Source organism: Amycolatopsis sp. cmx-4-54 (genome assembly GCF_046548895.1).
Lineage (GTDB): Bacteria > Actinomycetota > Actinomycetes > Mycobacteriales > Pseudonocardiaceae > Amycolatopsis.
Window position 1 is genome coordinate 448,049 of the sequence record NZ_JAEBEJ010000006.1, and the last position, 23,095, is coordinate 471,143.

Here is a 23,095-nt window from a genome sequence, read left to right on the forward strand (position 1 = left end):
ATCCGGGGCCGTGGGCGGGGCGACCTGCGTTTAGCCCCCTAATCGCGATCTGTGGGCCGACCTGCGTTTAGCGGGCTAATCGCGCTCTGGCCCACCACGGAGCGAGCGATGCCCAGGTCCACCAGGTCTTGGGGGCGTAGCCGCAGCCGGTCCGCGAGGGCGGGGATTTCGTCGGCGGGCAGTTTGAGGATCGCCGCTGCCGCCTCCGGCGAGGTCACCGAGAAGTACGCGCCGGGCGTCACCCATGTCGACCCCGGCGCCGCGAACGCGAGCGCGCCCCCGGATCCGCCCTCACCGATCACCAGCGTCGTGATCGGCACGGCCGCGCTCGCGACCGCCTCGAACAACTCAGCGATCGCCGCGCCGGCCCCGGCCCGCTCAGCCGCCTCGTCGTTCGCCGCTCCGGGAGTGTCGACGAGGGTGAGGACCGGGATTCCGAGCCTCGACGCGAGCCGCACCAGACGCGCCGCCGTCCGAAAGCCCGCGGGCAGCGTCGGTGTCCCGCACTGTGCCGCGTACGCGATCGCTCGGCCGCTTCGCCAGCCGAAGCCGCACAAGACACCGGAGTCAACGCCGCCGCACCTGTCGCCCGAGACTTCCTCACGCCAGTCGAAGTACGCGTCGAGGTACTCCGCTGCCCTAGGCCGCTCGGCAGAGCGCGCGGCTTGGACCGCGTCCCATCCGCTGCCGGGCAAGTCCGTCGCTCCGAGTGCACCGGGAGGCTCCGCGGCTTCCGGCGTCGGCGAAGTCAGCAGGCGAAGCCACCGTTCCAGTGCCGCGGGAAGGTGGGAGGGCGCCACGATCTGGTCGACCTGGCCCCACGCGAGCTTCGCTTCGGCCGTGTACGCCTCCGGAGAAGCGTCGGCAGGCCGTACGCGGGAACCGGCGAAACCGACTTGTGCCCCGGGTAGCGCGAGAACGACGTCGGCGCTCGCACCGAGGGTCGCCCAGCCGCCGCCCGTGGTCGGATCGCGCAATACCGAGATCTGCGGCACCGATCGGGCTCCGGCCGCCGCCCGCGCGATGCGTTGCAACTGCGTGAGCGCCCGCATCCCGTGCTGCATGCGGCTGCCGCCGGTCGCGATCAGCGACACCACCGGCAACCGGGATTCGACCGCCCGTGCGAACGCCGCTTCGACGCGATCACCGGTCCGCTGGCCGATCGACCCGCCCAGGAAGCCGAACTCGAACGCGATCACGACAGCTTCGACGTTGCCGATCTTGGCGGTTCCGCAGAGCACGGACTCGTCCTCACCGGACCGCTCCTCGGCGGCCTCGCGTGCCGATCGGTAACCCGGCCAGCCGATCGGCCCGTCGTCCGGCTCCTCGGAACGCGGAACGTCCAGATCCTCGAAACCGGTCGCGATCTCCTTGACGACGGACCGCGCGGAGAACCTGCTCATCCGAGCGCCCGCTTCATGACCTTGCCCATGTCGTTGCGCGGCAACGCTTCCAGGTAGCGGACCACTCGCGGCCGTTTGTGCGGCGACAACAGGCGCGAGACATGGTCGGCGAGTTCCGACTCCGCCGGACGTTCCCCTTCGGGCACCACCCAGGCCACGATGCGCTCGCCGAGGTCGTCGTCGGGCTCGCCGGTCACCGCCACCTCCGCGACCGCGGGATGCTCCATGAGCGCGTTCTCGATCTCACCCGCGCCGATTTTGTAGCCGCCGCTCTTGATCAGATCCGTCGCCTTCCGGCCGACGATCTTCACGTATCCGGCCGCGTCGCGGGTCGCCATGTCGCCGGTCCGGAACCAGCCGTCGTCGAAGGCGGCTTCGGTGGCGTCGGGGCGGTTGAGGTACTCGGTGAACAGGTTCGGCCCGCGGACCTGGATCTCGCCGACGGTCTCGATCTCCTCGACGGGCTCACCCGCTTCGTCGACCAGCCGTAGATCGACGCCCCGCAGCGGGACACCGACCGTGCCGGGCACGTGCTCGCCGTCGGCGCGGATGCTGGTGTTCATGAGGGTCTCGGTCATCCCGTAACGCTCGATCACGCGTCGGCCGGTCGCCGCGGTGATGCGCTGGTGGTCGTGGACGGGCAGCGCGGCCGACCCGGAGACGAGCAGCCGGGCGCTGCTGAGCGCTTCGGCGAGCGACGGGTCTTCACCGACTTCGCCCGCGATGCGGTGGTACATGGTGGGGACACCGAACATCATCGTCGCCCCGGAGGCGAGTTCGCGCGCGACGCCTTCGGTGGAGAAGCGACCGAGATGCCGGACCGACCCTCCGCGCTGGAGCGGCCCGAGGATGCCGAGGATCAGGCCGTGCACGTGGAACAGCGGGAGACCGTGGACCAGGACGTCGTCGGCGGTCCATTCCCAGGCGTCTTCGAGCGCGTCGAGAGTGGTCGAGATGGCCCGCCGGGGAAGGACGACGCCCTTGGGCGGGCCGGTGGTGCCCGAGGTGTAGACGATCAGCGCCGGGGTTTCGGCGTCCGGTTCCGCGGGGAGATCGACAGGCGTGCCTTCGAGGACGATGTCGCGGCGCGGCGGGCCGCCGAGGCCGGCGGGCAGCTCGACGCCCGGCTCGGCGAGTACGAGGACGGGTTCGCTGTCGGTGAGGATGTGCGCGAGTTCGCGTTCGCCGATCTTCGGGTTGAGCGGGATGGCGGGGACGCCGGCGAGCAGGGCGGCGACGACGGCGACGCTGGTGTGCACCGACGGCGTCGCCCAGACAGCGACGCGGCCGCTCGGCAGGTCGCGGGCGAGTGTGCCGGCGACGGCCGCGACGTCGTCGTAGGTGAGGGAGATGTCGCCGAAGCGGAGCGCCTCCTTGGCCGAGCCGCTCGCCAGCGTGGGGAACAACCGATCGGGCACCGTGTGACCTCCTGCTCGACTCCGCCGGCCGGGGCACGTGGCCCTCGCAGGACCGTACCGCGCTGCCCACCCGTACCCCTGCGACCTGCTTCACACGCTGCGGGCGGATCGCCTTTAGCCCCCTAATCGCGATCCGGCGGCAGGGTGCCGGGGCCGGAGAGGCAGGTCCCGGGCGGAGCGCGTTTAGCGGGCTAAACGCGCTCCGGCGGCGGGGGAGCGGCCACGCCACCCGATCGCCTTTAGCCCCCTAATCGTGATCCGGGGCGCTGGTCGTAGGCTGGGTAACCGTGCTGGTACTGGCCATCGACACCTCGACCCCGGCGGTCACCGCGGGCCTCGTCGCCCTGGACGGCGACGTCCTCGAGTCGCGCGGCGACCGCGTCACGGTCGACCCGCGCGCACACGGCGAGCTGATCACGCCCCATGCCCTCGAAGCCGTTAAGGCCGCGGGCGTCACGCTTCGCGACCTCGACGCCATCGTCTGCGGCGTCGGCCCAGGCCCCTTCACCGGCCTTCGCGCCGGTATGGCCACCGCCGCGTCGCTCGCCCACGCGCTCGGCATCCCCGCGTACCCGGTGTGCAGCCTCGACGCGATCGCCGCCGACGTCGCCCCCGGCGAAGCGCCCTTCCTCGTCCTCACCGACGCGAGGCGTCGTGAGGTCTACTGGGCCGCGTACGCCGCCGACGGTTCCCGCACCGACGGACCGCACGTCCAGCGGCCTGCCGACCTCGAGACCGCCATCAAGGTCGCGGCGGGTGACGGCGCGCTCCTCTACGCGGACGTCCTCGGGGTCCAGCCGATCGAGCCGCGCTTCCCGTCACCCGTCGGACTGGTCAAGGCGGCCGACTTCGACCACGAGCCCGCCCCGCTCACCCCGCTGTACCTCCGCCGCCCGGACGCCGTCGAGCCGGCCGCGCGCAAGAAGGTGACCACGCCGTGAGGCTGGAACCCTTACGCCGCAATGATATTCCCCGCTGTGTCGAGATAGAGAAGATCCTCTTCCCCGGCGACTCGCCATGGACCGCGTACGCCTTCCACGCCGAACTCGACGGCGGCGGCTACTACCTGGTCGTCCGTCCGGATGAAAGCGACGAGGTCATCGGTTACGCCGGGCTCGCCGTCGTCGGCCGCCGAGGCGACTACGAGGCGAGCATTCACACGATCGGCGTCGACCCCGTCCACCAGCGCAAGGGCATCGGCACCATGTTGCTGAAGGCACTCCTCGACCGCGCGGACGAACTCGCCGCGCCGGTCTTCCTCGAAGTCCGCACCGACAACGACGCGGCGATCACACTCTACGAGCGGCACGGTTTCGAACACATCGGTCTCCGGAAGCGCTACTACCAGCCCTCCGGCGCCGACGCCTACACGATGGCCCGCCCGCGGGCCCAGGTCCGAGACGAGGTGGCGGGCTGATGCCGCGCATCATCATGGGCATCGAGAGTTCGTGCGACGAGACCGGTGTCGGCCTCGTCCGCCTGCACGACGACAACACGGTCGAACTCCTCGCCGACGAGGTCGCCTCGAGCGTCGACCAGCACGCCCGCTTCGGTGGCGTCGTACCCGAGGTCGCCAGCCGCGCGCACCTGGAGGCGATGGTCCCGACGGTCGAGCGGGCCTTCGAAAAGGCCGGGCTGAAACTGTCCGATGTGGACGCGATCGCGGTCACCGCTGGACCCGGCCTCGCGGGCGCGCTCCTGGTCGGCGTCGCCGCGGCCAAGGCCTATGCCGCCGCGCTCGACATCCCGCTCTACGGCGTCAATCATCTGGCCGGGCACATCGCCGTCGACACGCTCCAGCACGGCCCGCTGCCGGACCGCTGTCTCGCCCTGCTCGTTTCGGGCGGGCACACGCAATTGCTGCTGGTGGAAGACATCGCCTCCGAGATCACCGAACTCGGGTCCACTGTGGACGATGCCGCGGGCGAGGCCTACGACAAGGTCGCCCGCGTCCTCGGCCTGCCGTACCCCGGCGGCCCGCCCATCGACAAGGCCGCCAAGAACGGCGACGGCGCGGCGATCGCGTTCCCTCGCGGGATGACCGGGCCGCGCGACGCCAAGTTCGACTTTTCCTTCTCCGGCTTGAAAACCGCTGTCGCGCGCTGGGTCGAAGGCGCCGAACGCCGCGGTGAGGAGATTCCCGTCGACGACGTCGCCGCGTCGTTCCAGGAGGCCGTCGCCGACGTGCTCACCATGAAGGCGATCCGCGCCGCCAAGGAACACGGCGTGGACACGCTCGTGATTTCCGGTGGCGTGGCGGCGAATTCCCGCCTGTCCGAACTCGCCGCCGAGCGCTGTGCCGAAGCCGGCATCACCTTGCGCGTTCCGCGGCCCCGGCTGTGCACGGACAACGGCGCGATGATCGCCGCGCTCGGCGCGCACGTGGTCGCCGCCGGTCGGCCGCGGGCGTCGCTCGACTTCTCCGCCAATCCGGCGCTGCCGGTGCAGATCGTCTCGATCTAACGCGATTCGGCGGTAGTGCGCGGCGCCGGGGAAAGGTTGAGCAGTTCCTCCAGCGCCGCCACCGACAAGGCGGCGGCATTGCCGTCACCGTAAGGGTTTCCGGCATGCGTCGGATGGAGATCGCCGCTCAGGATCTTCGCCGCGGTGTCCGCGATGAGGCCGGTGTCCGTCCCGACCAGCCAGGCGCAGCCCGCCTCGATCGCTTCGCGCCGTTCGGTGACGTCGCGGAGCACGAGGACGGGCGTGCCGAAGGTCGGCGCTTCCTCTTGGATACCACCGGAATCGGTCAGGACGAGCTCGGCGAGCCGCAGCGCGCGCACGAGGTCGGGATATTCGAGCGGCTCGGTGATCGTCACCCGCGGGGTCCCGCTGAGCGCGGCCGTCACCTGATCCCGCACGGCCGGATTGGGATGCACCGGGAACAGCACTTGGACGTCGCTGTGCTCCGCGACGATCAGTCCGATGGCCGCGAGGGTTCGGCTCAGCGGCTCGCCCCAGGACTCGCGCCGATGCGACGTCACGAGGACGAGGCGTTCGCCTGCCTCGGCGATCTCCATCTCCAGCAGGGCGAGCGCGGTGTCCCTCGCCGGGAGATCCCGCTCGGCGATCGCGATCACGGCGTCGACGACGGTGTTGCCGGTGACCGCGATCCGCTGGCGCGGAACACCTTCCGTGCGCAGCGCGGCCGCGGCGGCCGGTGTCGGCGCGAGATGCAGCGCGGCGATCCGCGAAATCATCTGCCGCGTCCCCTCTTCGGGGAACGGGGCGGCGAGGTCGTGTGTGCGCAGGCCCGCCTCCAGATGCACGACCGGGATGCCCTGCCAGAACGCGGCGAGCGCGCCGGCCAGCCCCGTCGTCGTGTCGCCTTGGACGACGACCGCGGCCGGGGCGACGCGTCGCAGCACATCGTCGAGCGCGGGCAGCAGCCCGGAAACGAGCTCCGCCTGCGTGCCGGTGGCCCTGGGTGGCGTGTCGAGCCAGGCGTCGACCGGCAGCCCGAACGGGATCAACGCCTGTTCGACCATGCCCTGATGCTGTCCACTGTGGACGACGAAGGGCCGTAGGTGCGGGTGCCCCGCCAGCGCCAACGCCAGCGGCGCGAGTTTGACCGCCTCCGGCCGCGTTCCGGCCAGCAACATCACATCCACGCGTTCGCGCTCCTCATCCACGTTTCGAGTGTCCCGCAAAACGCGGGGGCCGGCCGCCGGCGTGCGAGGGGCACACGCCGGCGGCCGGTTGGTCCGGGAAGCGTCAGCTTCCCATCTCGCCGAGCCGTTTCGTGCGGCGATAGCCCGCGATGACCGCGATGGTTCCGAGAACCAGCAGGATCACCCCGACGGCCAGCCACCAGCCGACATCGGCCCCGGTGGCGGCGAGGGCACCCACCCCGCCACCGGCGACGCCGACTCCGGCGCCAGGCAATTTGTACATTTCGACCTCACTTCACCCAGGTCAGGCGGTGGTCGCCGGACGCCGGTTGCGGACGACGCGGATACCGACCGGGATGGCGACGGCACCGAGCAGGCCGAGACCGATCCACAGCCCCGCGCCCGAAGCGAGCGGCACGGGCAGGCCGGCCGGACCGCAGGTGGCCGAGGAGACGATCACGTCACCGGAACCGAGCGGGGTGAGGGCCTGGCCGAGCAGCTTCACGTGGATGGCGTTGACCGTGAGGCTGCCGTCGCTGTTCTTGATCTGCTCGTTCAGGATGATCGTCGCGACGTTGACGGTGCCGAGGCCGACCTTGATCTGCGTGTTCGGCGCGGGCGTCGAGTCGACCGCCCCCGCGCTGCCGAGGTTCGCGCCGACCAGGTTCGTCGCACCCTGCACACCCTTCTGGGTCGCGGTGCAGGTGGCTTCGACGACCTTGACACCGACCGTGCCGAGCGTGCTCTTCAGCAGCGGCAAGCCGACATCGGCGGTGCTGGCCTTGGCGGTCACGGCACCGGAGTTGTCGTCGCGTTTGGCTTCGGTGTTGATCGCGCCCGCGGTGAGCACACCGGTGAGATCGACCTTCGCGAGACTGTTGGCGGTCGGCCCGGAGGTCTTCGCCTCGGCGAGCGGCCCGGCTTTCACCGCGTCGAGGCCGAGGAGCTTCACATCGACCTTGACGCCGTACGCGGAGCCGTCACCGGGGGCCGCCGAGGCGGGCGCCGCGCCGGCGATGGCCACAGTCGCCACCACAGCGGCGAGCAATCCACCTCGTCGCAAGAGGTGCGTGTTCTTCAACTGGTCCTCCGAATTGATTGGTGGGGATTTCTCTACATCTGCGGTCGGCACGAGTGGCACAACCGTCGCGGACGAATCCTCGGCTGGCCTGACTCGGCTCGCGGATCGTCTATCGCCGAGTGTTTCTTAGATTGAACGAAAAACCACGAGGATCACCGGATCGGGTGATCTTGCGGTCAATTGCCACAGGTTCCGACAGTGTCACTCTTTCGGTCTAGTAAGTTTCTCCACGATCGTGCCGAAAGGCCCACGATCAAGTTGAAAAGGCGAACCCCGGTCGAAAGGGCCGGTTCTCGCTGACTTACTCTCGTCGGCGAGGTCCCTGTCCGCTTCGACGTCCTCCGTCGTCTGCTGCGTCTTTCCTGAGAGGGTCACCGTGGCCGTTGCGAGCGCTCCTTTGCCGAGTTCAAGCCGATTTCCGCTGCGTATGGCGGTGCTGGCGGTACTCGCCGTCGCGGTCGGCCTGGTGCTGGCCGAACGCCTGTACCGGGTTTTCGAAGTCCAGCTCTCGGGCCTGATACTGAGGGTTATCACCACATCGGGTGTCTTTGTCGCCGGTGAACGCGAGACTGTCTACTTTGGGTTGTCCGGCGATACTCCACTCGGGTTAAGAATGACTCCGGAATGCTCGTCGGCATTCATGTTGTTGCCCTTGTTGTTGGTGACCGCCGTCATGTTGTATTTCCGTCCGAAAAATGCGAAGCGACTGTTCACTTCGTTGGCGATTGCCGCGATCGTCGTCATTCTTGTCAATCAGATGAGGGTTTTGGCCATCGTCGGGCTCGTGAACGTGATGGGTATCGACGAAGGTTATTACTGGGGTCACACCCTGCTCGGTTCGATGGTCAGCGTCCTCGGCGGCGCGGTCGCGCTCGTGCTGTTCGTCTGGCTGAGCACCCGCAAGCCGCGTGCCGAACGCGGAGCCGCCTGATGGGCGGCGGCTCGATCAAGATCCTTCTCGCGATCACGCAGGCCTTCGCGCTCACGATGAGCGTGGCGTTCATCGTGTACGTGGTCGTGATCGTCGTGCCGTACCTGCGGCGCAAACCCGCGCCGGTCGGTGACGCCGCCGACTTCACCTGGCATTTCTTCGTTCCGTGCCGGGACGAACAGACCGTCATCCGCGAAACCGTGCGGTACCTGCGGTCGACGTTCCGGCACGCGCACGTCTGGGTCGTCGACGACGACTCCGAGGACCGCACGGCGCGGGTGGTGAGGTCGATCTGGCGCCGCAACGGCGGCTACGACCCGTACCTGCATCTCGTTCCCCGGCGCCGTCCGGAGGCGCGGACGGGCAAGGGGGACGCGCTCAACGCGGCCTATCAGGCGCTCAACGACTGGATGGGACCGGACGCGAGCCGGGACGACGTGGTCGTCGTGGTCGTCGACGCGGACGGACGGCCGGCGGCGAACTGCCTCGAGGTGTGCGCCGCGGACCATCTCTTCGGCGACGAGACGATCGGCGCGGTCCAGCTCGACGTCTGGATGGGCAACGCCGACGCCCGCCCGCCGGGGAAGAACTGGTTCTCGCGCGCTTTCGGGCTGAAGCTGGCCCAGATGCAGGATCTCGAGTTCCGCACGGCCATCGCGGCCATCCAGACCTCGCGCGGGTTCACCGGCACGATCTCCATGGGTGGCAACGGTCAGTTCACCCGGCTGTCCGCATTGGACTCGATCGCCGGGCCGGACGAACAGCCGTGGCGCGGTTCGCTGCTGGAGGATTTCGAACTCGGCGTGCACCTGCTGACCGCGGGCTGGCGGACCGGCTACACCCCGGATTCCCATGTGAAACAGGAAGGTCTGTACAGCCTGCGGCGATTCCTGGTACAGCGCACGCGCTGGGGCCAGGGCACGATGCAGTGTTCGCGGTATCTCCGGCGGATCTGGGATTCGCCGCACGTGAGCACGCTGGGCGCGGCGGAGATGATGTATTACCTCGCGCAGCCGTGGATGCAGCTGCTCGGCTCGCTGCTGTACCCGATCCCGTTCATCCTGCTGCTCTTCAGCACCGCGGGCGACCCGGCACAGGTCTGGACCTGGTTCGCCGACGACGGCGCGTGGATCCTGTTCGCCATCTACGGCTCGTTCGGGCTGCTGCCGTTCATCGTATGGGGCCCGATCTATCAGTTCAAATGCCTGAAGAGCCGCAATGTCCTGCGTGGACTGGGGATGGGCTTCGCCTACGCGCTGTACATCTACACGTTCTACATCACGTCGTGGCGGGCGCTGTTCCGGCTGGTGCGCGGCCGCAACGGCTGGTCGAAGACGCGGCGGAACACCGAGCACGCCCCCGGGGTCAAGGTCGCGCTGGACTCCTGACCCCGGGGACGGTTTTCAGAGCGCGGGCAGGATCCGGACGTCGTCCGCCTTCACGAAGGCGATGCGATGCCCGAACTGGATCTGCACGTACTTCGTCTTGCCCTTGACGACCACGTGGTTCGCCGGGTCGAACGTCGTCGCCGAGTAGTACTCGGAACCGAGGACGTTGCCGAGGGCGTACCGCTGCCCGGCCGAGAACGTGTACGGCAGCGGGATCACCTGCTGCACCGGCACGTTCGCCGGATAGGCCTCGGCCTCGGGATACGCGCGCCCGAACACCGGCACGGTCGTCAGGCCGGGTTTCGGCGTGACGACCAGGCCGAACGCCGGGCTCGTCGTGCGCTGGTCGCGGAACCAGCCCTTCTGGCCGAGGTACCAGATCGCCGTCCAGCCGTCACGCCGCTCGGCGACCACGTACCGCTGGCCGGTCTCGGCCCGGCTGCCGATGTCGGAAACGGCCATCGTGCTCGCCGAACCGTCCGGGCGCAGGCCGATGTCCTTGAGCAGCGGCGCCGAGTCGCTCGGCTCGCTGCGCAGCACGACCGAACCGGAACCCCTTGCCGGGCAAGGCTTTCCAGCGGCCTCACAACCGGTGAACGCGGGCTGGTTCGTGGCGAAGTCCGGGGTGATGGTCACCAGCGGTGAGCCGGGACGGCCGAAACCGGAAAGCGGCGCGCCCATCAGCTCGAAGTAGTGCGCCCAGTCCCAGTACGGGCCCGGATCCCAGTGCATGCCCCGGATGGTCGAGGGGATCGTGCCGGGGACGTTGTCGTGGCCGAGGATGTGCGCGCGGTCGAGCGGGATGTCGTACTTCCGCGCGAGGTAGCCGACGAGCTTCGCGGACGTGCGGTACATCGCCTCCGTGTACCAAGTGCCCTTCGCGGCGAAGCCCTCGTGCTCGATGCCGACGGACTTCGCGTTGACGTACCAGTTGCCCGCGTGCCAGGCGACGTCCTTGGTCGGCACGTGTTGTGCGATCTGACCGTCGGACGAGCGGATCGTGTAGTGCCAGCTCACGTACGTCGGGTCGGTGACCAGGTCCATCGCCGTGTCCCAGTAGCCCTCGGTGTCGTGGATGATGATGTATTCGACCTTCTGGCTCTTCGGCCGGTCCGCCTTGTCGTGGTTGCCGTAGTCGTTGTTCGGCAGCTCCTGGTACGGCGCCGGCACCGAAAGGCACGAGATCTTCTTCGGGCACTCGATCTTCGGGTCGTCGGCCTGGGCGCGCGCCGGGCTCGCCGGTGACGCGGCGAGGGTGACGTTCTGGCCGTCGTCTGTCTTGCGGCTGACGCCCTTGGAGATGGTGTCGAACACTTCGTCGGCGAAGGACTGCGCTCCCTCCGCGTCCTTCGCGCCGCTGTAGCGCGCGACGGCGGCTCGCCAGTCGCCGGTGTCGCGCTGGTACTTCGCCAGGAGAGCGGCGCCACCGCGGATGTTCTGGGTGGTGTTCGTGCGCAGCGTCGCGACGTCCTGGCCGATGAGCGCGGCCGCCTCGTCGATGGTCTGCAGACCGGGCGGGGGAGGCTTCGGCGCCGGAGTCGCCGGGAGCTTCGCCGGGCGGGCGTCGTCGCCGCGCGGGTCCTCCTCGCCTTCGTCGTGATGCGTGCCCGTGCCCGCGTCGCGCAGGTCGGTCAGGTGCATCGGGCCGTATCCGGCGGACGTGCTCGGGGTGCCGGCGTTGAAATCCCAGCGCGACTCCAGGAAGGAGACGCCGAGCAGGACGTTCTCCGGGACGCCGAACTCCCGCGCGGCGGCCGCGAAGTCCCGCTGACGTTGCTGGTCGGCAGGGGCGGCTTCGGCGGGGACGGCGGCGAGGAGGCCGGCGGCGAGGGCGAGGACCGCGAGCCCGGCGGTCCGTTTGGACCGGCGCCGGAGCGGCTCGAGGGTTACGGGACGGAAGGGACGCGGCATGGGCGTATACCCCCAGTGACTAGGTCTGCTGAACAGGACCGACCCCAATGTCGGAACCTAACCAGAAACCGGCTTCGTTCGTAAGGTCCCTCCAGAGCGCGATTAGGGGGCTAAACGCAGGTCGGTGGCCGGAGCGCGATTAGGGGGCTAAACGCAGGTCGGTGGCCGGAGCGCGATTAGGGGGCTAAACGCAGGTCGGTGGCAAGGTGGGGGCATGACTGGGGTGAAGGAGCTTCTGCAGGAGAAGGACCACGTCTTCCTCGACTTCGACGGGCCGGTGTGCGACGTGTTCGCCAGGCTCCCGGCGAGCGAGGTCGCGGACAGGCTCAAACGCCTCATCGAGCCCGAGGTGATCGCTTCGTCCGATCCGTTCGACGTGCTCCGGTACGCCGCCTCGTGCGGGCCGAACGCCGCGCACGTCGTCGAGCGGCAACTCAGCCGCTTCGAGGGGGAGGCCGTCGCGCTGACCTCGCCGGCTCCCGGTGTCGTGGAGGTACTCCATGACTGGCGTGCACAGGGATTCACAGTGACGATCGTCAGCAACAACTCCGTCGACGCGGTCCGGTCCTTCCTGGGGATGCACGAACTCGCCGAGTTCGTGCGCGGGATCAGCGCGCGGACGTCGAGCGATCCCGCGAGGCTGAAGCCTCGACCCGCGCTCCTCGACTCCGCGATGAAGGCGCTCGGCACGTCGCCGGCACAGTGCGTCATGGTCGGCGACTCGGCCGCGGACATCCTGGCCGCCCGCGCCGCCGGAGTCGCTTCGATCGCCCTCGCGAAGACGCCCGGCAAGCGTCGGACCCTCGCCGCTCTCGACCCCGATGCTCTGGTGGGTGCCCTCGCCGACCTGCGTTTAGCGGGCTAAACGCGATCCGCCACCAGGCCGAGGAAGAGCACCAGGCCGACGTGGTTGTTCGCCATGAACGCGCGGAAATAGCCCGCACGCTCCCGCCGTGCGGTCAGCCTGGCCTGATGGACGAACAGGGCGCCCGCCGTCGCGACGGCGGCGTAGAACCCCCAGCCGAGCGAGCCCGCGAAGCCGACCACGACCAAGACCACCAGCATCGTGCCCTGCAGCACACCGATGGCAGTCCGGTCGTGACGGCCGAACAGGATCGCCGTGGACCTGACGCCGATCTTCAGGTCGTCTTCCCGGTCGACCGCGTCGTATTGCGTGTCGTAGGCGACCACCCACAGAAGGTTGGCGAGGAACAGGAGCCAGCAAAGCGGCGGCAAGGATCCGACCACGGCGGCGACGCCATCGGGATCGACCAGCCGAACGCCGCGCCCAGCACCACCTGCGGCAGATGCGTATAGCGCTTCGCGAACGGATAGACGCACGCCAGTGCCAACGCCACCACCGAGAGCAGGACGGCCAACGTGTCGAGCGTCATGGCGACCAGTGAGGAAAGCGTCACCAGGACGCCGAACAGCCGTCGTGCTTCCGTGCCCGTCGCCGCGCCGCTGGGCAGCGGACGGTTCGCGGTGCGCTCGACGTGCCCGTCGAACCCGCGGTCCGCGTAGTCGTTCACCACACACCCCGCCGCGCGCATCAGCCACACTCCGGCGACGAAGGCGGCGACGATTCACGGCGACGGCGGACCCGCGATCCAAAGCGCCCACAACGTCGGCCACAGGAGCAGCAGCGCGCCGATCGGCTTGTCCGCCCGCATCAGGCGCAGGTACACCGGTAGCTTGGCCCGAGCGGCGAGCAGCGACATCGTGCCTCCCCGGCCCGACGTTAGGGCCGCGGCGGCTTGCCCGGCACGAACTCGGCCCTCAGGTGCAAGCCGCGATAACCGGATGGGCAGCCGTCGATCATCGGGGTGTGAAAACGGCCGGTCAGGCGCTCGGGGACGAGGTGAGCGGACCCTCCTTGCGAAGCTGGCACTCACATGGCTAGAGTGCTAATTGCACGGCCCGAACACGCCCCGGCACCCGCGACGGCGGGGGTGGTAGGAGCCGTAACTCATCCTGCCAACGCTTTCGACGACCGTGGAGGTCAACCCGGTGAGCGTGAACATCAAGCCGCTCGAGGACAAGATCGTTGTCCAGACGAGTGAGGCCGAGGAGACGACCGCTTCCGGCCTCGTCATCCCCGACACCGCCAAGGAGAAGCCCCAGGAGGGCAAGGTTCTGGCCGTTGGCCCGGGCCGCATCGACGACAAGGGCAACCGCGTCCCGCTCGACGTTTCCGTCGGCGACGTCGTCATCTACTCCAAGTACGGCGGCACCGAAGTGAAGTACAACGGTGAGGACTACTTGATCCTCTCCGCCCGCGACGTGCTGGCCGTCATCAACTGACGTCCGCTCTCAGCGCATGACGCCCCGGGCCCCGCATTGCCGGGGACCGGGGCGTTCGTGTTTTCCGAGCTTTAGAACTGGAAGGTAAGCGGAACACGCCATGCCCAAGCAGATCAGTTTCGACGAGGACGCTCGTCGCGCGCTCGAGCGCGGGGTGAACAAGCTCGCCGACGCGGTCAAGGTCACCCTCGGCCCGCGCGGTCGCCACGTCGTGCTCGACAAGAAGTTCGGTGGCCCGACCATCACCCTCGACGGCGTCACCGTCGCTCGCGAGATCGAGCTCGACGACCCGTTCGAGAACCTCGGTGCCCAGCTCGCCAAGAGTGTCGCCACCAAGACCAACGACGTCGCCGGTGACGGCACCACGACCGCGACCGTGCTCGCGCAGTCGCTGGTGAAGGTCGGCCTGCGCAACGTCGCCGCCGGTGCCAACCCGACCGCCGTCGGCCGTGGCATCGAGGCCGCCGCGGAGAAGGTCATCGCGGTCCTCAAGGAGAAGGCGACCCCGGTCAAGGGACGCGACAACATCGCCCAGGTCGGCACCGTCACCTCGCGTGACGCGGCCATCGGCGCCCTGCTCGGCGAGGCCGTCGAGCGGGTCGGCGAAGACGGTGTCATCACGATCGAGGAGTCGTCCACGCTGGCGACCGAGCTCGTGATCACCGAGGGTGTGCAGTTCGACAAGGGTTTCCTGTCGGCGCACTTCGCGACCAACCCGGAGGAGCAGAAGGCGATCCTCGAGGACGCCTACATCCTGCTCGTCCGCGAGAAGATCTCGGCGCTGGCCGACCTGCTCCCGGTGCTGGAGAAGGTCGTCGAGGCCAAGAAGCCGCTGCTGATCATCGCCGAGGACGTCGACGGCGAAGCGCTGTCGACCCTCGTCGTGAACTCGCTGCGCAAGACGATCACCGCCGTCGCGGTCAAGGCGCCGTTCTTCGGCGACCGCCGCAAGGCGTTCCTGGACGACCTCGCGGTCGTCACCGGCGGCGAGGTCATCTCGGCCGAGATCGGGCACAAGCTGTCCGAGACCACGCTGGCCCAGCTGGGCAACGCGCGTCGGATCGTCGTCACCAAGGACGACACCACGCTCGTCGACGGTGGCGGCACCAAGGACGACATCGCGGGACGCGTCGCGCAGATCCGCAAGGAGATCGAGAACACCGACTCCGACTGGGACCGCGAGAAGCTGCAGGAGCGGCTGGCGAAGCTCGGCGGCGGTGTCGCGGTGATCAAGGTCGGCGCGGCCACCGAGACCGAGCTGAACGAGCGCAAGCACCGCATCGAGGACGCCGTGGCTTCGACCAAGGCGGCCGTCGAAGAGGGCATCCTGCCCGGCGGTGGCTCGGCGCTCGTGCACGCGGTCAAGGAGCTCGAAGGCGGCCTCGGCCTCGAGGGCGACGAAGCGACCGGTGTCCGCATCGTCCGTGACGCGCTGTCCGCCCCGCTGTTCTGGATCGCGACCAACGCGGGCCACGAGGGCGCGGTCATCGTGAACAAGGTCCAGGAGCAGAGCTGGGGGCACGGCTTCAACGCCGCCACCGGTGAGCTCACCGACCTGCTGGCCGCCGGCATCGTCGACCCGGTCAAGGTGACCCGGTCCGCGGTGGCGAACGCTGCTTCCATCGCCCGGCTCGTGCTCACGACGGAGAGCTCCATCGTCGAGAAGCCGGTCGAGGAGGAGCCCGCCGCGGCCGGTCACGGCCACGCGCACTAGTTCCATCCCCGAAGCGGGGCGGTACTCCAGCCGGAGTGCCGCCCCGTTTTGCTGTGCCCGGCGCCGACCTGCGTTTAGCGGGCTAAAGGCGATCTGGGTGGGGTGGGTGCCCGGGCCCGGCGCGACCTGCGTTTAGCCCCCTAATCGCGCTCCGGCGCCGGAGACGCGGAAGGGCGGCACCCCACCCGGATGCCGCCCTGCCGCGTCGCCGACTCGGCCGGTTCAGCCGTTCGACATGCTCAATGTGCGCTTGTCCGCCTTGATGATGTGCTCGCGTTCCGATTCCGACAGTCCGCCCCAGATCCCGTACGGCTCGTGCACGGCGAGCGCGTGGTTCCGGCACATGGCCAGTACCGGACAGGCCAGGCACACGGCTTTGGCCCTCGCCTCGCGGCGGGCTCTCGCCGGCCCCCGCTCGCCGTCAGGGTGAAAGAAGGACGCGCTGTCCATGCCTCGGCACGACCCTTCGAGCTGCCAGTCCCATACATCCGCGTTGGGCCCCGGGAGCCTGCGTGTGTCCGCCATCCTGACCGCCTCCGTCATCCGGTCGAAGCGTTTACCTGCTCTGCTGCGCTGCGGATACTCCATTCGGTGCAACGGCGGTAACGTTAGAAGCGCGCCAATACTTGTTCAAGAGATTCAAGACGATTCAGCCGTTAGGCATCCCCCGGATGTGTGAGCGGTACTTTCCGTTCCGGTTGCCCCGGTCCCTGCCTGCCTGGATATTGGGTCGAGTGGGATCTCGGATCAGCAGTGAAGAACCCACCCTGCCGGTGGCCTCGGTCGCTCGTCGGCTCGGGGTCGCGCCGTCCACCCTGCGCACCTGGGACCGCAGATACGGCGTAGGACCGAGTCGCCACACCAATGGCCGTCACCGTCGCTACGGCAGTTCCGACATCGGCCGCCTCGAACTGATGCAGCGCGCGTTGCTTCGCGGCGCCTCGACGGCTGAAGCGGCGAAGTACGCACTGGAGCAGATGCCCAGGACGGCGACGGAGCCGCCGGAAGCCGTCATGGTCCAAGTGGAGGAGCGGGCCACGCCGCCCGCCGACGATCATGACGTCCCGTCCCGTCTCGCCCGACGCTTGAGCACCGCCGCGCTCGCGATGGACTTCGGCGCGGTCCAGCGCATGCTCGCCGACACGATCCGCGAACTCGGCGTCCTGCCGGCCTGGACCGGTGTCGTGTCGCCGGTCCTGACCGCGCTCGGCGCGCGCTGGCGCGGTGTCAGCGCCGGCGCGGAGGTCGAGTACCTGCTCGCCGAATGCGTGTACGCCGCCCTCGTCCGCGCGACGCCGGTGCTGCGCGAACCGCGAAACCAGCGCCCGGTCCTGCTGACCTGCGTCCCGGACGAGCGCGACAACCTGCCCATGTACGCGCTCGCCGCGGCGCTGGCGGGACGCCGGATCGGCGCTCAGCTGTTCGGGGCGTCCCTGCCCGCCGAAGTGCTCGCGGTGACCGTGCGCCGAAGCGTCCCGGCGGCGGTGGTCCTGTGGTCGGGCAGGCACGCGACCGCGGACCCGCGCCTGTTCGCCAGGGTGTCCCGCGGCCGTCAGCGCAGCAGGCTGTTCGCGTGCGGTCCCGGCTGGGATCCCGCCACCCTCCCGGACAAGATCGAACTGCTCGGCGAACTGACGACCGCCGCCGACCGGATAGAGCACGTTCTTGTCGGTGCGAGGCGATAGAAAGGACGCATGGAATCGTCCTTGCGGTCCGCCGCGTTCGGCGACGGCGTGCCACCGCCGAGTCCCTTCGCGGTGCCCGCGTCGCCTCGTGGCCGGTTGCTCGCCGCGATCGGGCTCGGCGCCCGCGGCCGGTACGCGGCGGCGGCCTCGCTGCTGAGCGGTTTGCGCGCGGGCAAGGATCCGGTGGTCGCGTCGCTGGCCGCGAGCACGCTGGCTTCGCATCGGCGGCAGCTGGGCGGGCACGCGGCGGCTCTCGTCCTCGACGGCGAGGCGCTCGCGCGGGTGATCACGGAGCCGCGAGCCGAACCCGACCCCGACGGTCTGGACGCCGAGGGGGCGCGGGCGGACGCCCTCCTCGGCCTCGCGGCGGACAATCTCGGGCTCGGCAGGCTGGCCGCCGCCCGGCGGTTGCTCGCTCGTGCGGACGTGCACCTCGGCAACTGGCGGACCCGGACCAGGGCCGGTTGGGTGGGCGCAGAAATCGAACTGGCGAGTAACATTTCCGCCGCGGGGATCGCACCTGCGGAAATGGCACTGGAAACGGCGCTGGCGCGGGGTGCCGCCCGGCACGTCGTCAAATCACAGCTTGTACTCGGCGTGACGATGGTGAATGCCGGTTCCGCTGAGCGGGACCGCGCGAAAGCGCTGGTCGAGAGCGCGCGGGAAACCGCCGAGAAATACGAATTCAATTCACTTCTGTGGGTGGCATGCCGGGTCTCGGCCGACTTCTCGGCAGGACACGCCGATGAGTATCGATTCAGAGGTGCCGAACTGTTGCACGCAGTGTTACGGCACGCAGATCCTTGCGGGAGGCGGCTCGCACGGGAATCTCCGTGGGTCCCCCGCTGAGGGCGTCTAGCCTGTTGGAGGGCCCATTCCGGCAACCGGGCTAAGAAACTTTCAAAAAAGCCACCGGATCGTGTCAAGGTTCGGGCTAAAGCGTCCGATAGGGGAAGTGGAATGTCACCCGGCTGCAGGAAGGAAACCCCGTGACGACGGTCTTGATCTGCGACGACCGACGCAGTGTCCGCGAAGGGCTCACTCGAGTGATGTCCGCGGTACCAGGGGTCAGTCGCATCGACTGCGTAGCGCACGGTGACGAGCTGCTGGCCCGGTACTCCCGTCAGCCGGTCGACGTCGTGCTGGTCGGTACCCAGCGCGCCGTCCCGACCGGCGTCGAAGCCACCCGGCGGCTCGTCTCGGCGAACCCCCAAGCGAACGTGATCGTGTTCGGCGCCCCGGACGACGCGGGCAGCATCGCCGCCGCCATCGCCGGCGGTGCTCGCGGCTACCTGCGCTGGGACGCCTCGCGTCCCGAGCTGGTCGCCGCACTGGCGCACACGCTCGCCAGCACCTCGGTGCCGGCGCCGCGTCAGCCGTCCGACCCCGGCGTCCAGCTCACCGAGCGAGAGCTTCAGGTGCTTCGCGGGATGAGCCAGGGCAAGAGCAACGGACAGATCGGCCGCGAGCTGTACCTGTCCGAAGACACCGTGAAGACCCACGCCCGCCGCTTGTTCCGCAAGCTCGGCGTGCGAGACCGCGCTCAGGCGGTCGCCCACGGATTCCGCCGTGGGCTTGTTTCCTGACACCGCTTTCTTGATTTCTACGGCGAGATCGCACAACGGGTGACGAACGGGCCGGGGGTGTACCCCGGCCCGTACCTGTGTTCCCTGTCACGCTTCGCGCCTTTACGTTCACTGCTCGGGCACCCTGGCCCGAGCGAGTCCGCCTCCGGGCGGACCGTCGTACCTCGCTGTGTTCCGGCTCGTTGAAAGTTCGACCACGAGCGAAAGGGACCAGGAAGATCCGGGTTCAGCGTGCTCGCCGACAGGGCGGCGCGCCGATGACGGCCGTCAACGAAGGCGGCGAGCCCGAGCGGTACGGTAGCTGTCACCGGTAGTGGATTCCGAAGTCACACGCCGGACTCTTTGCACGCCTATACGTAACACTGGGACTGTTGTCTGCGATGGCCAATGTGGGGGACGGACTGGATGAGCCGGTCGCCGCTGCTGTTGAGGGTGATCCTCAAGCGGTCGAGCGGTTGCTGGCGGCCATCCGTCCTTTGGTAGTGCGGTACTGCCGCGCTCGGGTTGGCAGGCAGGAGCGTTCGTTCGCTTCCGCAGACGACGTTGCTCAGGAGGTGTGTCTCGCGGTGCTCACGGCATTGCCTTCGTACCGTGATCAGGGCCGCCCGTTCCTGGCCTTCGTCTACGGGATCGCCCAGCACAAGGTGGCCGACGCGCATCGCGCCGCGGCCCGCAACCGCGCCGAACCGGTCGCCGAAGTCCCCGACGAGGTCGAGGGCGGCGTCGGTCCCGAGCAGCGTGCCCTCCAGGGCGAGCTGAACGAGCGCATGTCGCAGCTGCTGCGGGTCCTCCCCGACAAACAGCGTGAGATCGTGGTCCTGCGGGTGGTCGTGGGATTGTCCGCCGAGGAGACCGCCGAGGCCGTGGGGTCCACGCCCGGCGCCGTCCGGGTGGCCCAGCATCGCGCCCTCGCGCGCCTACGTAAGGTTCTGGCCGCTGAGGAGGTGATCTGAGTGACCGATCGCGACCATCGGTTCTCCCCTGGGACCGATCGTGAACTGACGGCCTTCGAAAGAGGGCTGACGCCCTCGGAGGCCGAGTTCGCCGCGGATCTGTCGGCCGTTCAGGCCGACGACGCGCTGCTCGACGCGCTCGGTGGCTCGGATCCGAAGATGGCCGATGACCTCGGCGATCAGGAGCTCAACGCGTTGCTGCTGGCCTGGCGGCGTGACATCGACAGCGAACCGCTCGCGGAACTCGTCGACGTCGACACCGCCGTCGTCACCGTGAAGACCGCCGCGCTCGCCCGCAAACACGGGGGAAGACGCCGGCTGCTGGTCCCGGTGGCCGCCGCCGCGGCCGTCCTGGCCATCGCCTTCGCCGGTACCGGTCTCGCCGCGAAGGACGCGCAGCCTGGTGACACGCTCTGGGGCCTGACCAAAGTGCTTTACGCCGACCACGCCCGGTCGGTCGAGGCCGCCGCGGCGGCCAAACTCGATCTCGAGAAGGCGAACCTCGCGCTCGCCGGCGGGCGCCTCGACGACGCCCGCAAGGCGCTCGACGAGGCCCAGGCCGCGCTGAGTCAGGTGACCGACGAAGAGAACCGCGGTCAGCTGCTCGAACAGCACCGCCAGTTGAGTGCTCAGTTGCAGAATCCCGGTCAGCAGCCCTTGCCGCCGGATCAGCAGCTGCCGTCGCAGACACCGGTCGCGACCACGCCGCAGCCCACTCCGCAGCCGACTCCCTCGCCGACGTCGCTGCCCGGAGGCGGCAACCCCGGCACGACTCTGCCGGGCACCACGACCCCCTCGCCGACTCCGCCGACCACGAGCAGCGAGCCGCCGCCCACGACGTCGACGACGCCGCCAGCCTCGGGCAACGACCCCGGTGGCTCGCGGAACGAGCCGACGCCGGGTGCCGGAGCGCAGGCACCCGCCGCGGGCGAGACGACGTAGCACCCCGCAAACGCCGAAGGGCCTGGTGAGATCTCTCTCACCAGGCCCTTCGCCGTCTCAAATCGCGTTTAGCCCGCTAAAGGCGATCGCCTTTAGCGGGCTAAACGCGATCAGTAGGCGCTTTCGTTGGCCGTGACACCGTCCGCGAACCCGCGGCAGTAGTCCCAGCTCACGTAGTCGCCGGGGTTCGGGTCGAACGCGGGCTCGTGCGGCCGCATGCGGCCGTCGGCGAGCAACTGCTCGAGACTGGCGCGCAGCAGATGCCAGTCGTGGTAGTGGGGTTCGTCGCATTCACCGCAGTCGACCACGATCCCGCGCACCCCACGCGGCTCGAGGAGCGCCTGGTAGACGGCGAGATCGGAGAGGTCGGCCAGCAACTCGGTGCGCTCTTCGTCGCTGATCGGCTCGTCGAGCCGGTCGGCGTCGTCGATGAACGCGCGGGCCGGGTCGTCCGGGTCATCCGCGAACGGGTCTGGGGGCAACGCATCTTGCGGCACGTCTGCACGCTACCGGGCGCCCACCCGGGCCGGGCGGCCGCCCGGCCCGGATATCATGAGGGGCAGGCCCGCGCCGTGATGCCAACAGCTACGGCGGCTCCCCTTCAACACCGCCAGGAAGGCCCTTCGCCTGCTATGACCAGCGACAGCGTCACCGCCCCCGTCCCGAGCAAGTTCGCCATGCTCGGGCTGACCTTCGACGACGTGCTGCTGCTGCCGGCCGAGTCCGACGTGGTGCCCAGTGCGGTCAGCACCCGCACCCGGCTCTCCCGCAACGTCACCCTGAACATCCCGCTGGTCTCCGCCGCCATGGACACGGTCACCGAAGGCCGGATGGCGATCGCGATGGCGCGCCAGGGCGGAATGGGCGTGCTGCAGCGCAACCTGCCGATCGACGACCAGGCCGCCGCCGTCGAGGTCGTGAAGCGCTCCGAGGCGGGAATGGTGACCGACCCGGTCACTTGCTCGCCCGAGGACACCCTCGCCGAGGTCGACGCGCTGTGCGCCCGGTTCCGGATCTCCGGTGTGCCGGTGACGGACGCGGCCGGAAGCCTGGTGGGCATCATCACCAACCGCGACATGCGGTTCGAGGTCGACCACACGCGCCCGGTGCACGAGGTGATGACGAAGCCGCCGCTGGTCACCGCGCAGGTCGGGGTCACCGCGGAGGCCGCGCTCGGCCTGCTGCGCCGCCACAAGATCGAAAAGCTGCCGATCGTCGACGGCGCCGGCAAGCTGCGCGGGCTGATCACGGTCAAGGACTTCGTCAAGACCGAGCAGTACCCGAACGCCTCCAAGGACACCAACGGCCGCCTGATCGTCGGTGCCGCCGTCGGCGTCGGCCCGGACGGGCACAAGCGCGCGATGGCGCTGGCCGACGCCGGGGTCGACGTGCTGATGGTCGACACCGCGCACGGGCACTCCCGCGCCGTCGTCGAGACCGTCGCGCTGCTGAAGAAGGAACTGGGCGACACCGTCGACATCGTCGGCGGCAACGTCGCGACCAGGGCAGGCGCGCAGGCGCTGGTGGATGCGGGCGCGGACGGGATCAAGGTCGGTGTCGGCCCCGGTTCCATCTGTACTACCCGCATCGTCGCCGGGGTCGGCGTCCCGCAGATCTCCGCGATCTACGAGGCCGACCAGGCGGCGCGCCCGGCCGGGATCCCGGTGATCGGCGACGGCGGCATCCAGTACTCGGGTGACATCGCGAAGGCGATCGCGTCCGGCGCTTCCACGGTGATGCTCGGCAGCCTGCTCGCGGGCACCGCGGAATCGCCTGGCGACCTGATCCTGGTCAACGGCAAGCAGTTCAAGACCTACCGCGGGATGGGCTCGCTGGGCGCCATGCAGTCGCGCGGCCAGGCGAAGTCCTACTCGAAGGACCGCTACGCCCAGGACGACGTGTTGAGCGAGGACAAACTGGTCCCCGAGGGCATCGAGGGACGGATCCCGTTCCGTGGGCCGCTCGCGAACGTCGTCCACCAGCTCGTGGGCGGGCTGCGGTCGGGCATGGGCTACGCGGGCGCGTCGACGATCCCCGAGCTGCAGGAGGCGCAGCTGGTGCGGATCACCGCGGCCGGGCTCAAGGAGAGCCACCCGCACGACATCACGATGACCGTCGAGGCCCCGAACTACACCACCCGTTAGTCCGCCCTTTAGGACACTTACCGA

23 protein-coding genes and 1 pseudogene are annotated in these 23,095 nt (G+C 69.3%); 14 read left to right on the top strand and 10 right to left on the bottom strand.

Features of this window, described 5'->3' with window-relative positions:
• Positions 1 to 38: 38 nt before the first annotated feature.
• Both ACLJQ7_RS22760 and ACLJQ7_RS22765 read right to left on the bottom strand, forming a co-directional pair.
• Positions 39 to 1,403 carry a carboxyl transferase domain-containing protein gene (locus tag ACLJQ7_RS22760; protein ID WP_410650180.1) on the bottom strand — a complete coding sequence of 455 codons (1,365 nt, stop codon included), beginning with the start codon at positions 1,401 to 1,403 and terminating at the stop codon, positions 39 to 41.
• Positions 1,400 to 2,821 (bottom strand): acyl-CoA synthetase, encoded by a 1,422-nt coding sequence (locus ACLJQ7_RS22765; protein ID WP_410650181.1) that lies wholly within the window; start codon positions 2,819 to 2,821, stop codon positions 1,400 to 1,402. Before ACLJQ7_RS22765 ends, ACLJQ7_RS22760 begins: the two co-directional genes overlap by 4 nt.
• Before the next feature lie 287 nt (positions 2,822 to 3,108).
• On the opposite strand from ACLJQ7_RS22765, the gene tsaB reads away from it, so the two are divergent.
• Genes tsaB through tsaD form a run of 3 tightly spaced genes read left to right on the top strand, consistent with a single transcriptional unit; the run spans position 3,109 to position 5,284 of the window.
• Positions 3,109 to 3,762: a tRNA (adenosine(37)-N6)-threonylcarbamoyltransferase complex dimerization subunit type 1 TsaB gene (gene tsaB / locus ACLJQ7_RS22770; protein WP_410650182.1), complete on the top strand. Its 654-nt coding sequence runs from the start codon at positions 3,109 to 3,111 to the stop codon at positions 3,760 to 3,762.
• Positions 3,759 to 4,238 carry a ribosomal protein S18-alanine N-acetyltransferase gene (gene rimI, locus ACLJQ7_RS22775; protein WP_410650183.1) on the top strand — a complete coding sequence of 160 codons (480 nt, stop codon included), beginning with the start codon at positions 3,759 to 3,761 and terminating at the stop codon, positions 4,236 to 4,238. Before tsaB ends, rimI begins: the two co-directional genes overlap by 4 nt.
• Positions 4,238 to 5,284, top strand: coding sequence for a tRNA (adenosine(37)-N6)-threonylcarbamoyltransferase complex transferase subunit TsaD (tsaD, locus tag ACLJQ7_RS22780; RefSeq protein ID WP_410650184.1), 1,047 nt, complete (start codon positions 4,238 to 4,240; stop codon positions 5,282 to 5,284). Before rimI ends, tsaD begins: the two co-directional genes overlap by 1 nt.
• On the opposite strand, the gene wecB is transcribed toward tsaD, so the two are convergent.
• The 3 genes from wecB to ACLJQ7_RS22795 form a co-directional block, all read right to left on the bottom strand.
• On the bottom strand, positions 5,281 to 6,432 hold the full coding sequence (wecB, locus tag ACLJQ7_RS22785; RefSeq protein ID WP_410650301.1) for a non-hydrolyzing UDP-N-acetylglucosamine 2-epimerase: 1,152 nt from the start codon (positions 6,430 to 6,432) through the stop codon (positions 5,281 to 5,283). The two genes, tsaD and wecB, sit on opposite strands and share 4 nt — an antisense overlap.
• 103 nt (positions 6,433 to 6,535) lie before the next feature.
• Positions 6,536 to 6,715, bottom strand: a complete 180-nt coding sequence (locus ACLJQ7_RS22790) for an LPXTG cell wall anchor domain-containing protein (protein WP_007031099.1) — start codon at positions 6,713 to 6,715, stop codon at positions 6,536 to 6,538.
• A 21-nt stretch (positions 6,716 to 6,736) separates the two neighbouring features.
• Complete coding sequence (locus tag ACLJQ7_RS22795; RefSeq protein ID WP_410650185.1) at positions 6,737 to 7,513, bottom strand: choice-of-anchor P family protein; 777 nt, start codon at positions 7,511 to 7,513, stop codon at positions 6,737 to 6,739.
• A 427-nt stretch (positions 7,514 to 7,940) separates the two neighbouring features.
• Here ACLJQ7_RS22795 and xrtP point away from each other — a divergent pair, with 427 nt between their 5' ends.
• Entirely contained in the window at positions 7,941 to 8,444 is a 504-nt protein-coding gene (gene xrtP, locus ACLJQ7_RS22800; protein ID WP_410650186.1) for an exosortase P, read from the top strand.
• The gene (locus tag ACLJQ7_RS22805) at positions 8,444 to 9,832 is read left to right on the top strand and encodes a glycosyltransferase (protein WP_410650187.1); all 1,389 of its coding nucleotides are present in this window, start codon (positions 8,444 to 8,446) and stop codon (positions 9,830 to 9,832) included. Before xrtP ends, ACLJQ7_RS22805 begins: the two co-directional genes overlap by 1 nt.
• Before the next feature lie 15 nt (positions 9,833 to 9,847).
• Here ACLJQ7_RS22805 and ACLJQ7_RS22810 read toward each other — a convergent pair whose 3' ends face one another.
• On the bottom strand, positions 9,848 to 11,743 hold the full coding sequence (locus ACLJQ7_RS22810) for an N-acetylmuramoyl-L-alanine amidase (RefSeq protein WP_410650188.1): 1,896 nt from the start codon (positions 11,741 to 11,743) through the stop codon (positions 9,848 to 9,850).
• 214 nt (positions 11,744 to 11,957) lie between these two features.
• Here ACLJQ7_RS22810 and ACLJQ7_RS22815 point away from each other — a divergent pair, with 214 nt between their 5' ends.
• Positions 11,958 to 12,608: an HAD family hydrolase gene (locus tag ACLJQ7_RS22815; protein WP_410650189.1), complete on the top strand. Its 651-nt coding sequence runs from the start codon at positions 11,958 to 11,960 to the stop codon at positions 12,606 to 12,608.
• On the opposite strand, the pseudogene ACLJQ7_RS22820 reads toward ACLJQ7_RS22815, so the two are convergent.
• Together ACLJQ7_RS22820 and ACLJQ7_RS22825 are read right to left on the bottom strand one after the other, a co-directional pair.
• Positions 12,605 to 13,296: pseudogene (locus tag ACLJQ7_RS22820) on the bottom strand (UbiA family prenyltransferase). The gene ACLJQ7_RS22815 and the pseudogene ACLJQ7_RS22820 overlap by 4 nt on opposite strands.
• 33 nt (positions 13,297 to 13,329) lie before the next feature.
• Complete coding sequence (locus tag ACLJQ7_RS22825) at positions 13,330 to 13,464, bottom strand: hypothetical protein (RefSeq protein WP_410650190.1); 135 nt, start codon at positions 13,462 to 13,464, stop codon at positions 13,330 to 13,332.
• Positions 13,465 to 13,753: 289 nt separating this feature from the next.
• Between ACLJQ7_RS22825 and groES the strand changes: the two genes are divergently transcribed.
• Both groES and groL read left to right on the top strand, forming a co-directional pair.
• Complete coding sequence (gene groES / locus ACLJQ7_RS22830) at positions 13,754 to 14,047, top strand: co-chaperone GroES (RefSeq protein ID WP_007031106.1); 294 nt, start codon at positions 13,754 to 13,756, stop codon at positions 14,045 to 14,047.
• A 100-nt stretch (positions 14,048 to 14,147) separates the two neighbouring features.
• Positions 14,148 to 15,761 (top strand): chaperonin GroEL, encoded by a 1,614-nt coding sequence (groL, locus tag ACLJQ7_RS22835; protein ID WP_410650191.1) that lies wholly within the window; start codon positions 14,148 to 14,150, stop codon positions 15,759 to 15,761.
• 222 nt (positions 15,762 to 15,983) lie between these two features.
• Here groL and ACLJQ7_RS22840 read toward each other — a convergent pair whose 3' ends face one another.
• Complete coding sequence (locus tag ACLJQ7_RS22840) at positions 15,984 to 16,286, bottom strand: WhiB family transcriptional regulator (RefSeq protein WP_037335869.1); 303 nt, start codon at positions 16,284 to 16,286, stop codon at positions 15,984 to 15,986.
• Positions 16,287 to 16,534: 248 nt separating this feature from the next.
• On the opposite strand from ACLJQ7_RS22840, the gene ACLJQ7_RS22845 reads away from it, so the two are divergent.
• The 5 genes from ACLJQ7_RS22845 (at position 16,535) to ACLJQ7_RS22865 (ending at position 20,927) form a co-directional block, all read left to right on the top strand.
• Positions 16,535 to 17,446 carry a MerR family transcriptional regulator gene (locus tag ACLJQ7_RS22845; protein ID WP_410650302.1) on the top strand — a complete coding sequence of 304 codons (912 nt, stop codon included), beginning with the start codon at positions 16,535 to 16,537 and terminating at the stop codon, positions 17,444 to 17,446.
• A 9-nt stretch (positions 17,447 to 17,455) separates the two neighbouring features.
• Positions 17,456 to 18,295: a hypothetical protein gene (locus ACLJQ7_RS22850; RefSeq protein WP_410650192.1), complete on the top strand. Its 840-nt coding sequence runs from the start codon at positions 17,456 to 17,458 to the stop codon at positions 18,293 to 18,295.
• A 140-nt stretch (positions 18,296 to 18,435) separates the two neighbouring features.
• Complete coding sequence (locus ACLJQ7_RS22855; RefSeq protein WP_003073605.1) at positions 18,436 to 19,032, top strand: response regulator transcription factor; 597 nt, start codon at positions 18,436 to 18,438, stop codon at positions 19,030 to 19,032.
• Between the two features lie 380 nt (positions 19,033 to 19,412).
• Positions 19,413 to 19,985 (top strand): sigma-70 family RNA polymerase sigma factor, encoded by a 573-nt coding sequence (locus ACLJQ7_RS22860; RefSeq protein ID WP_026467317.1) that lies wholly within the window; start codon positions 19,413 to 19,415, stop codon positions 19,983 to 19,985.
• The gene (locus ACLJQ7_RS22865; RefSeq protein ID WP_410650193.1) at positions 19,986 to 20,927 is read left to right on the top strand and encodes an anti-sigma-D factor RsdA; all 942 of its coding nucleotides are present in this window, start codon (positions 19,986 to 19,988) and stop codon (positions 20,925 to 20,927) included.
• A gap of 110 nt (positions 20,928 to 21,037) precedes the next feature.
• Here the strand turns inward: ACLJQ7_RS22865 and ACLJQ7_RS22870 are convergent, their stop codons facing one another.
• Positions 21,038 to 21,424 (bottom strand): DUF5319 domain-containing protein, encoded by a 387-nt coding sequence (locus ACLJQ7_RS22870; RefSeq protein ID WP_005166667.1) that lies wholly within the window; start codon positions 21,422 to 21,424, stop codon positions 21,038 to 21,040.
• 135 nt (positions 21,425 to 21,559) lie between these two features.
• On the opposite strand from ACLJQ7_RS22870, the gene guaB reads away from it, so the two are divergent.
• Positions 21,560 to 23,071 carry an IMP dehydrogenase gene (gene guaB, locus ACLJQ7_RS22875; protein ID WP_125680005.1) on the top strand — a complete coding sequence of 504 codons (1,512 nt, stop codon included), beginning with the start codon at positions 21,560 to 21,562 and terminating at the stop codon, positions 23,069 to 23,071.
• The last annotated feature ends 24 nt before the right edge of the window (positions 23,072 to 23,095 follow it).

What these genes read in the sequence shown, in the direction of transcription:
- ACLJQ7_RS22840 (WP_037335869.1), bottom strand. Translation starts at nt 16,286, where the DNA reads ATGGCGGACACACGCAGGCTCCCGGGGCCCAACGCGGATGTATGGGAC.
- ACLJQ7_RS22825 (WP_410650190.1), bottom strand. Translation starts at nt 13,464, where the DNA reads ATGTCGCTGCTCGCCGCTCGGGCCAAGCTACCGGTGTACCTGCGCCTG.
- ACLJQ7_RS22860 (WP_026467317.1), top strand. Translation starts at nt 19,413, where the DNA reads ATGGCCAATGTGGGGGACGGACTGGATGAGCCGGTCGCCGCTGCTGTT.
- guaB (WP_125680005.1), top strand. Translation starts at nt 21,560, where the DNA reads ATGACCAGCGACAGCGTCACCGCCCCCGTCCCGAGCAAGTTCGCCATG.
- groL (WP_410650191.1), top strand. Translation starts at nt 14,148, where the DNA reads ATGCCCAAGCAGATCAGTTTCGACGAGGACGCTCGTCGCGCGCTCGAG.
- ACLJQ7_RS22810 (WP_410650188.1), bottom strand. Translation starts at nt 11,743, where the DNA reads ATGCCGCGTCCCTTCCGTCCCGTAACCCTCGAGCCGCTCCGGCGCCGG.
- ACLJQ7_RS22850 (WP_410650192.1), top strand. Translation starts at nt 17,456, where the DNA reads ATGGAATCGTCCTTGCGGTCCGCCGCGTTCGGCGACGGCGTGCCACCG.
- ACLJQ7_RS22815 (WP_410650189.1), top strand. Translation starts at nt 11,958, where the DNA reads ATGACTGGGGTGAAGGAGCTTCTGCAGGAGAAGGACCACGTCTTCCTC.
- ACLJQ7_RS22790 (WP_007031099.1), bottom strand. Translation starts at nt 6,715, where the DNA reads ATGTACAAATTGCCTGGCGCCGGAGTCGGCGTCGCCGGTGGCGGGGTG.
- xrtP (WP_410650186.1), top strand. Translation starts at nt 7,941, where the DNA reads ATGGCGGTGCTGGCGGTACTCGCCGTCGCGGTCGGCCTGGTGCTGGCC.
- tsaD (WP_410650184.1), top strand. Translation starts at nt 4,238, where the DNA reads ATGCCGCGCATCATCATGGGCATCGAGAGTTCGTGCGACGAGACCGGT.
- ACLJQ7_RS22805 (WP_410650187.1), top strand. Translation starts at nt 8,444, where the DNA reads ATGGGCGGCGGCTCGATCAAGATCCTTCTCGCGATCACGCAGGCCTTC.
- ACLJQ7_RS22760 (WP_410650180.1), bottom strand. Translation starts at nt 1,403, where the DNA reads ATGAGCAGGTTCTCCGCGCGGTCCGTCGTCAAGGAGATCGCGACCGGT.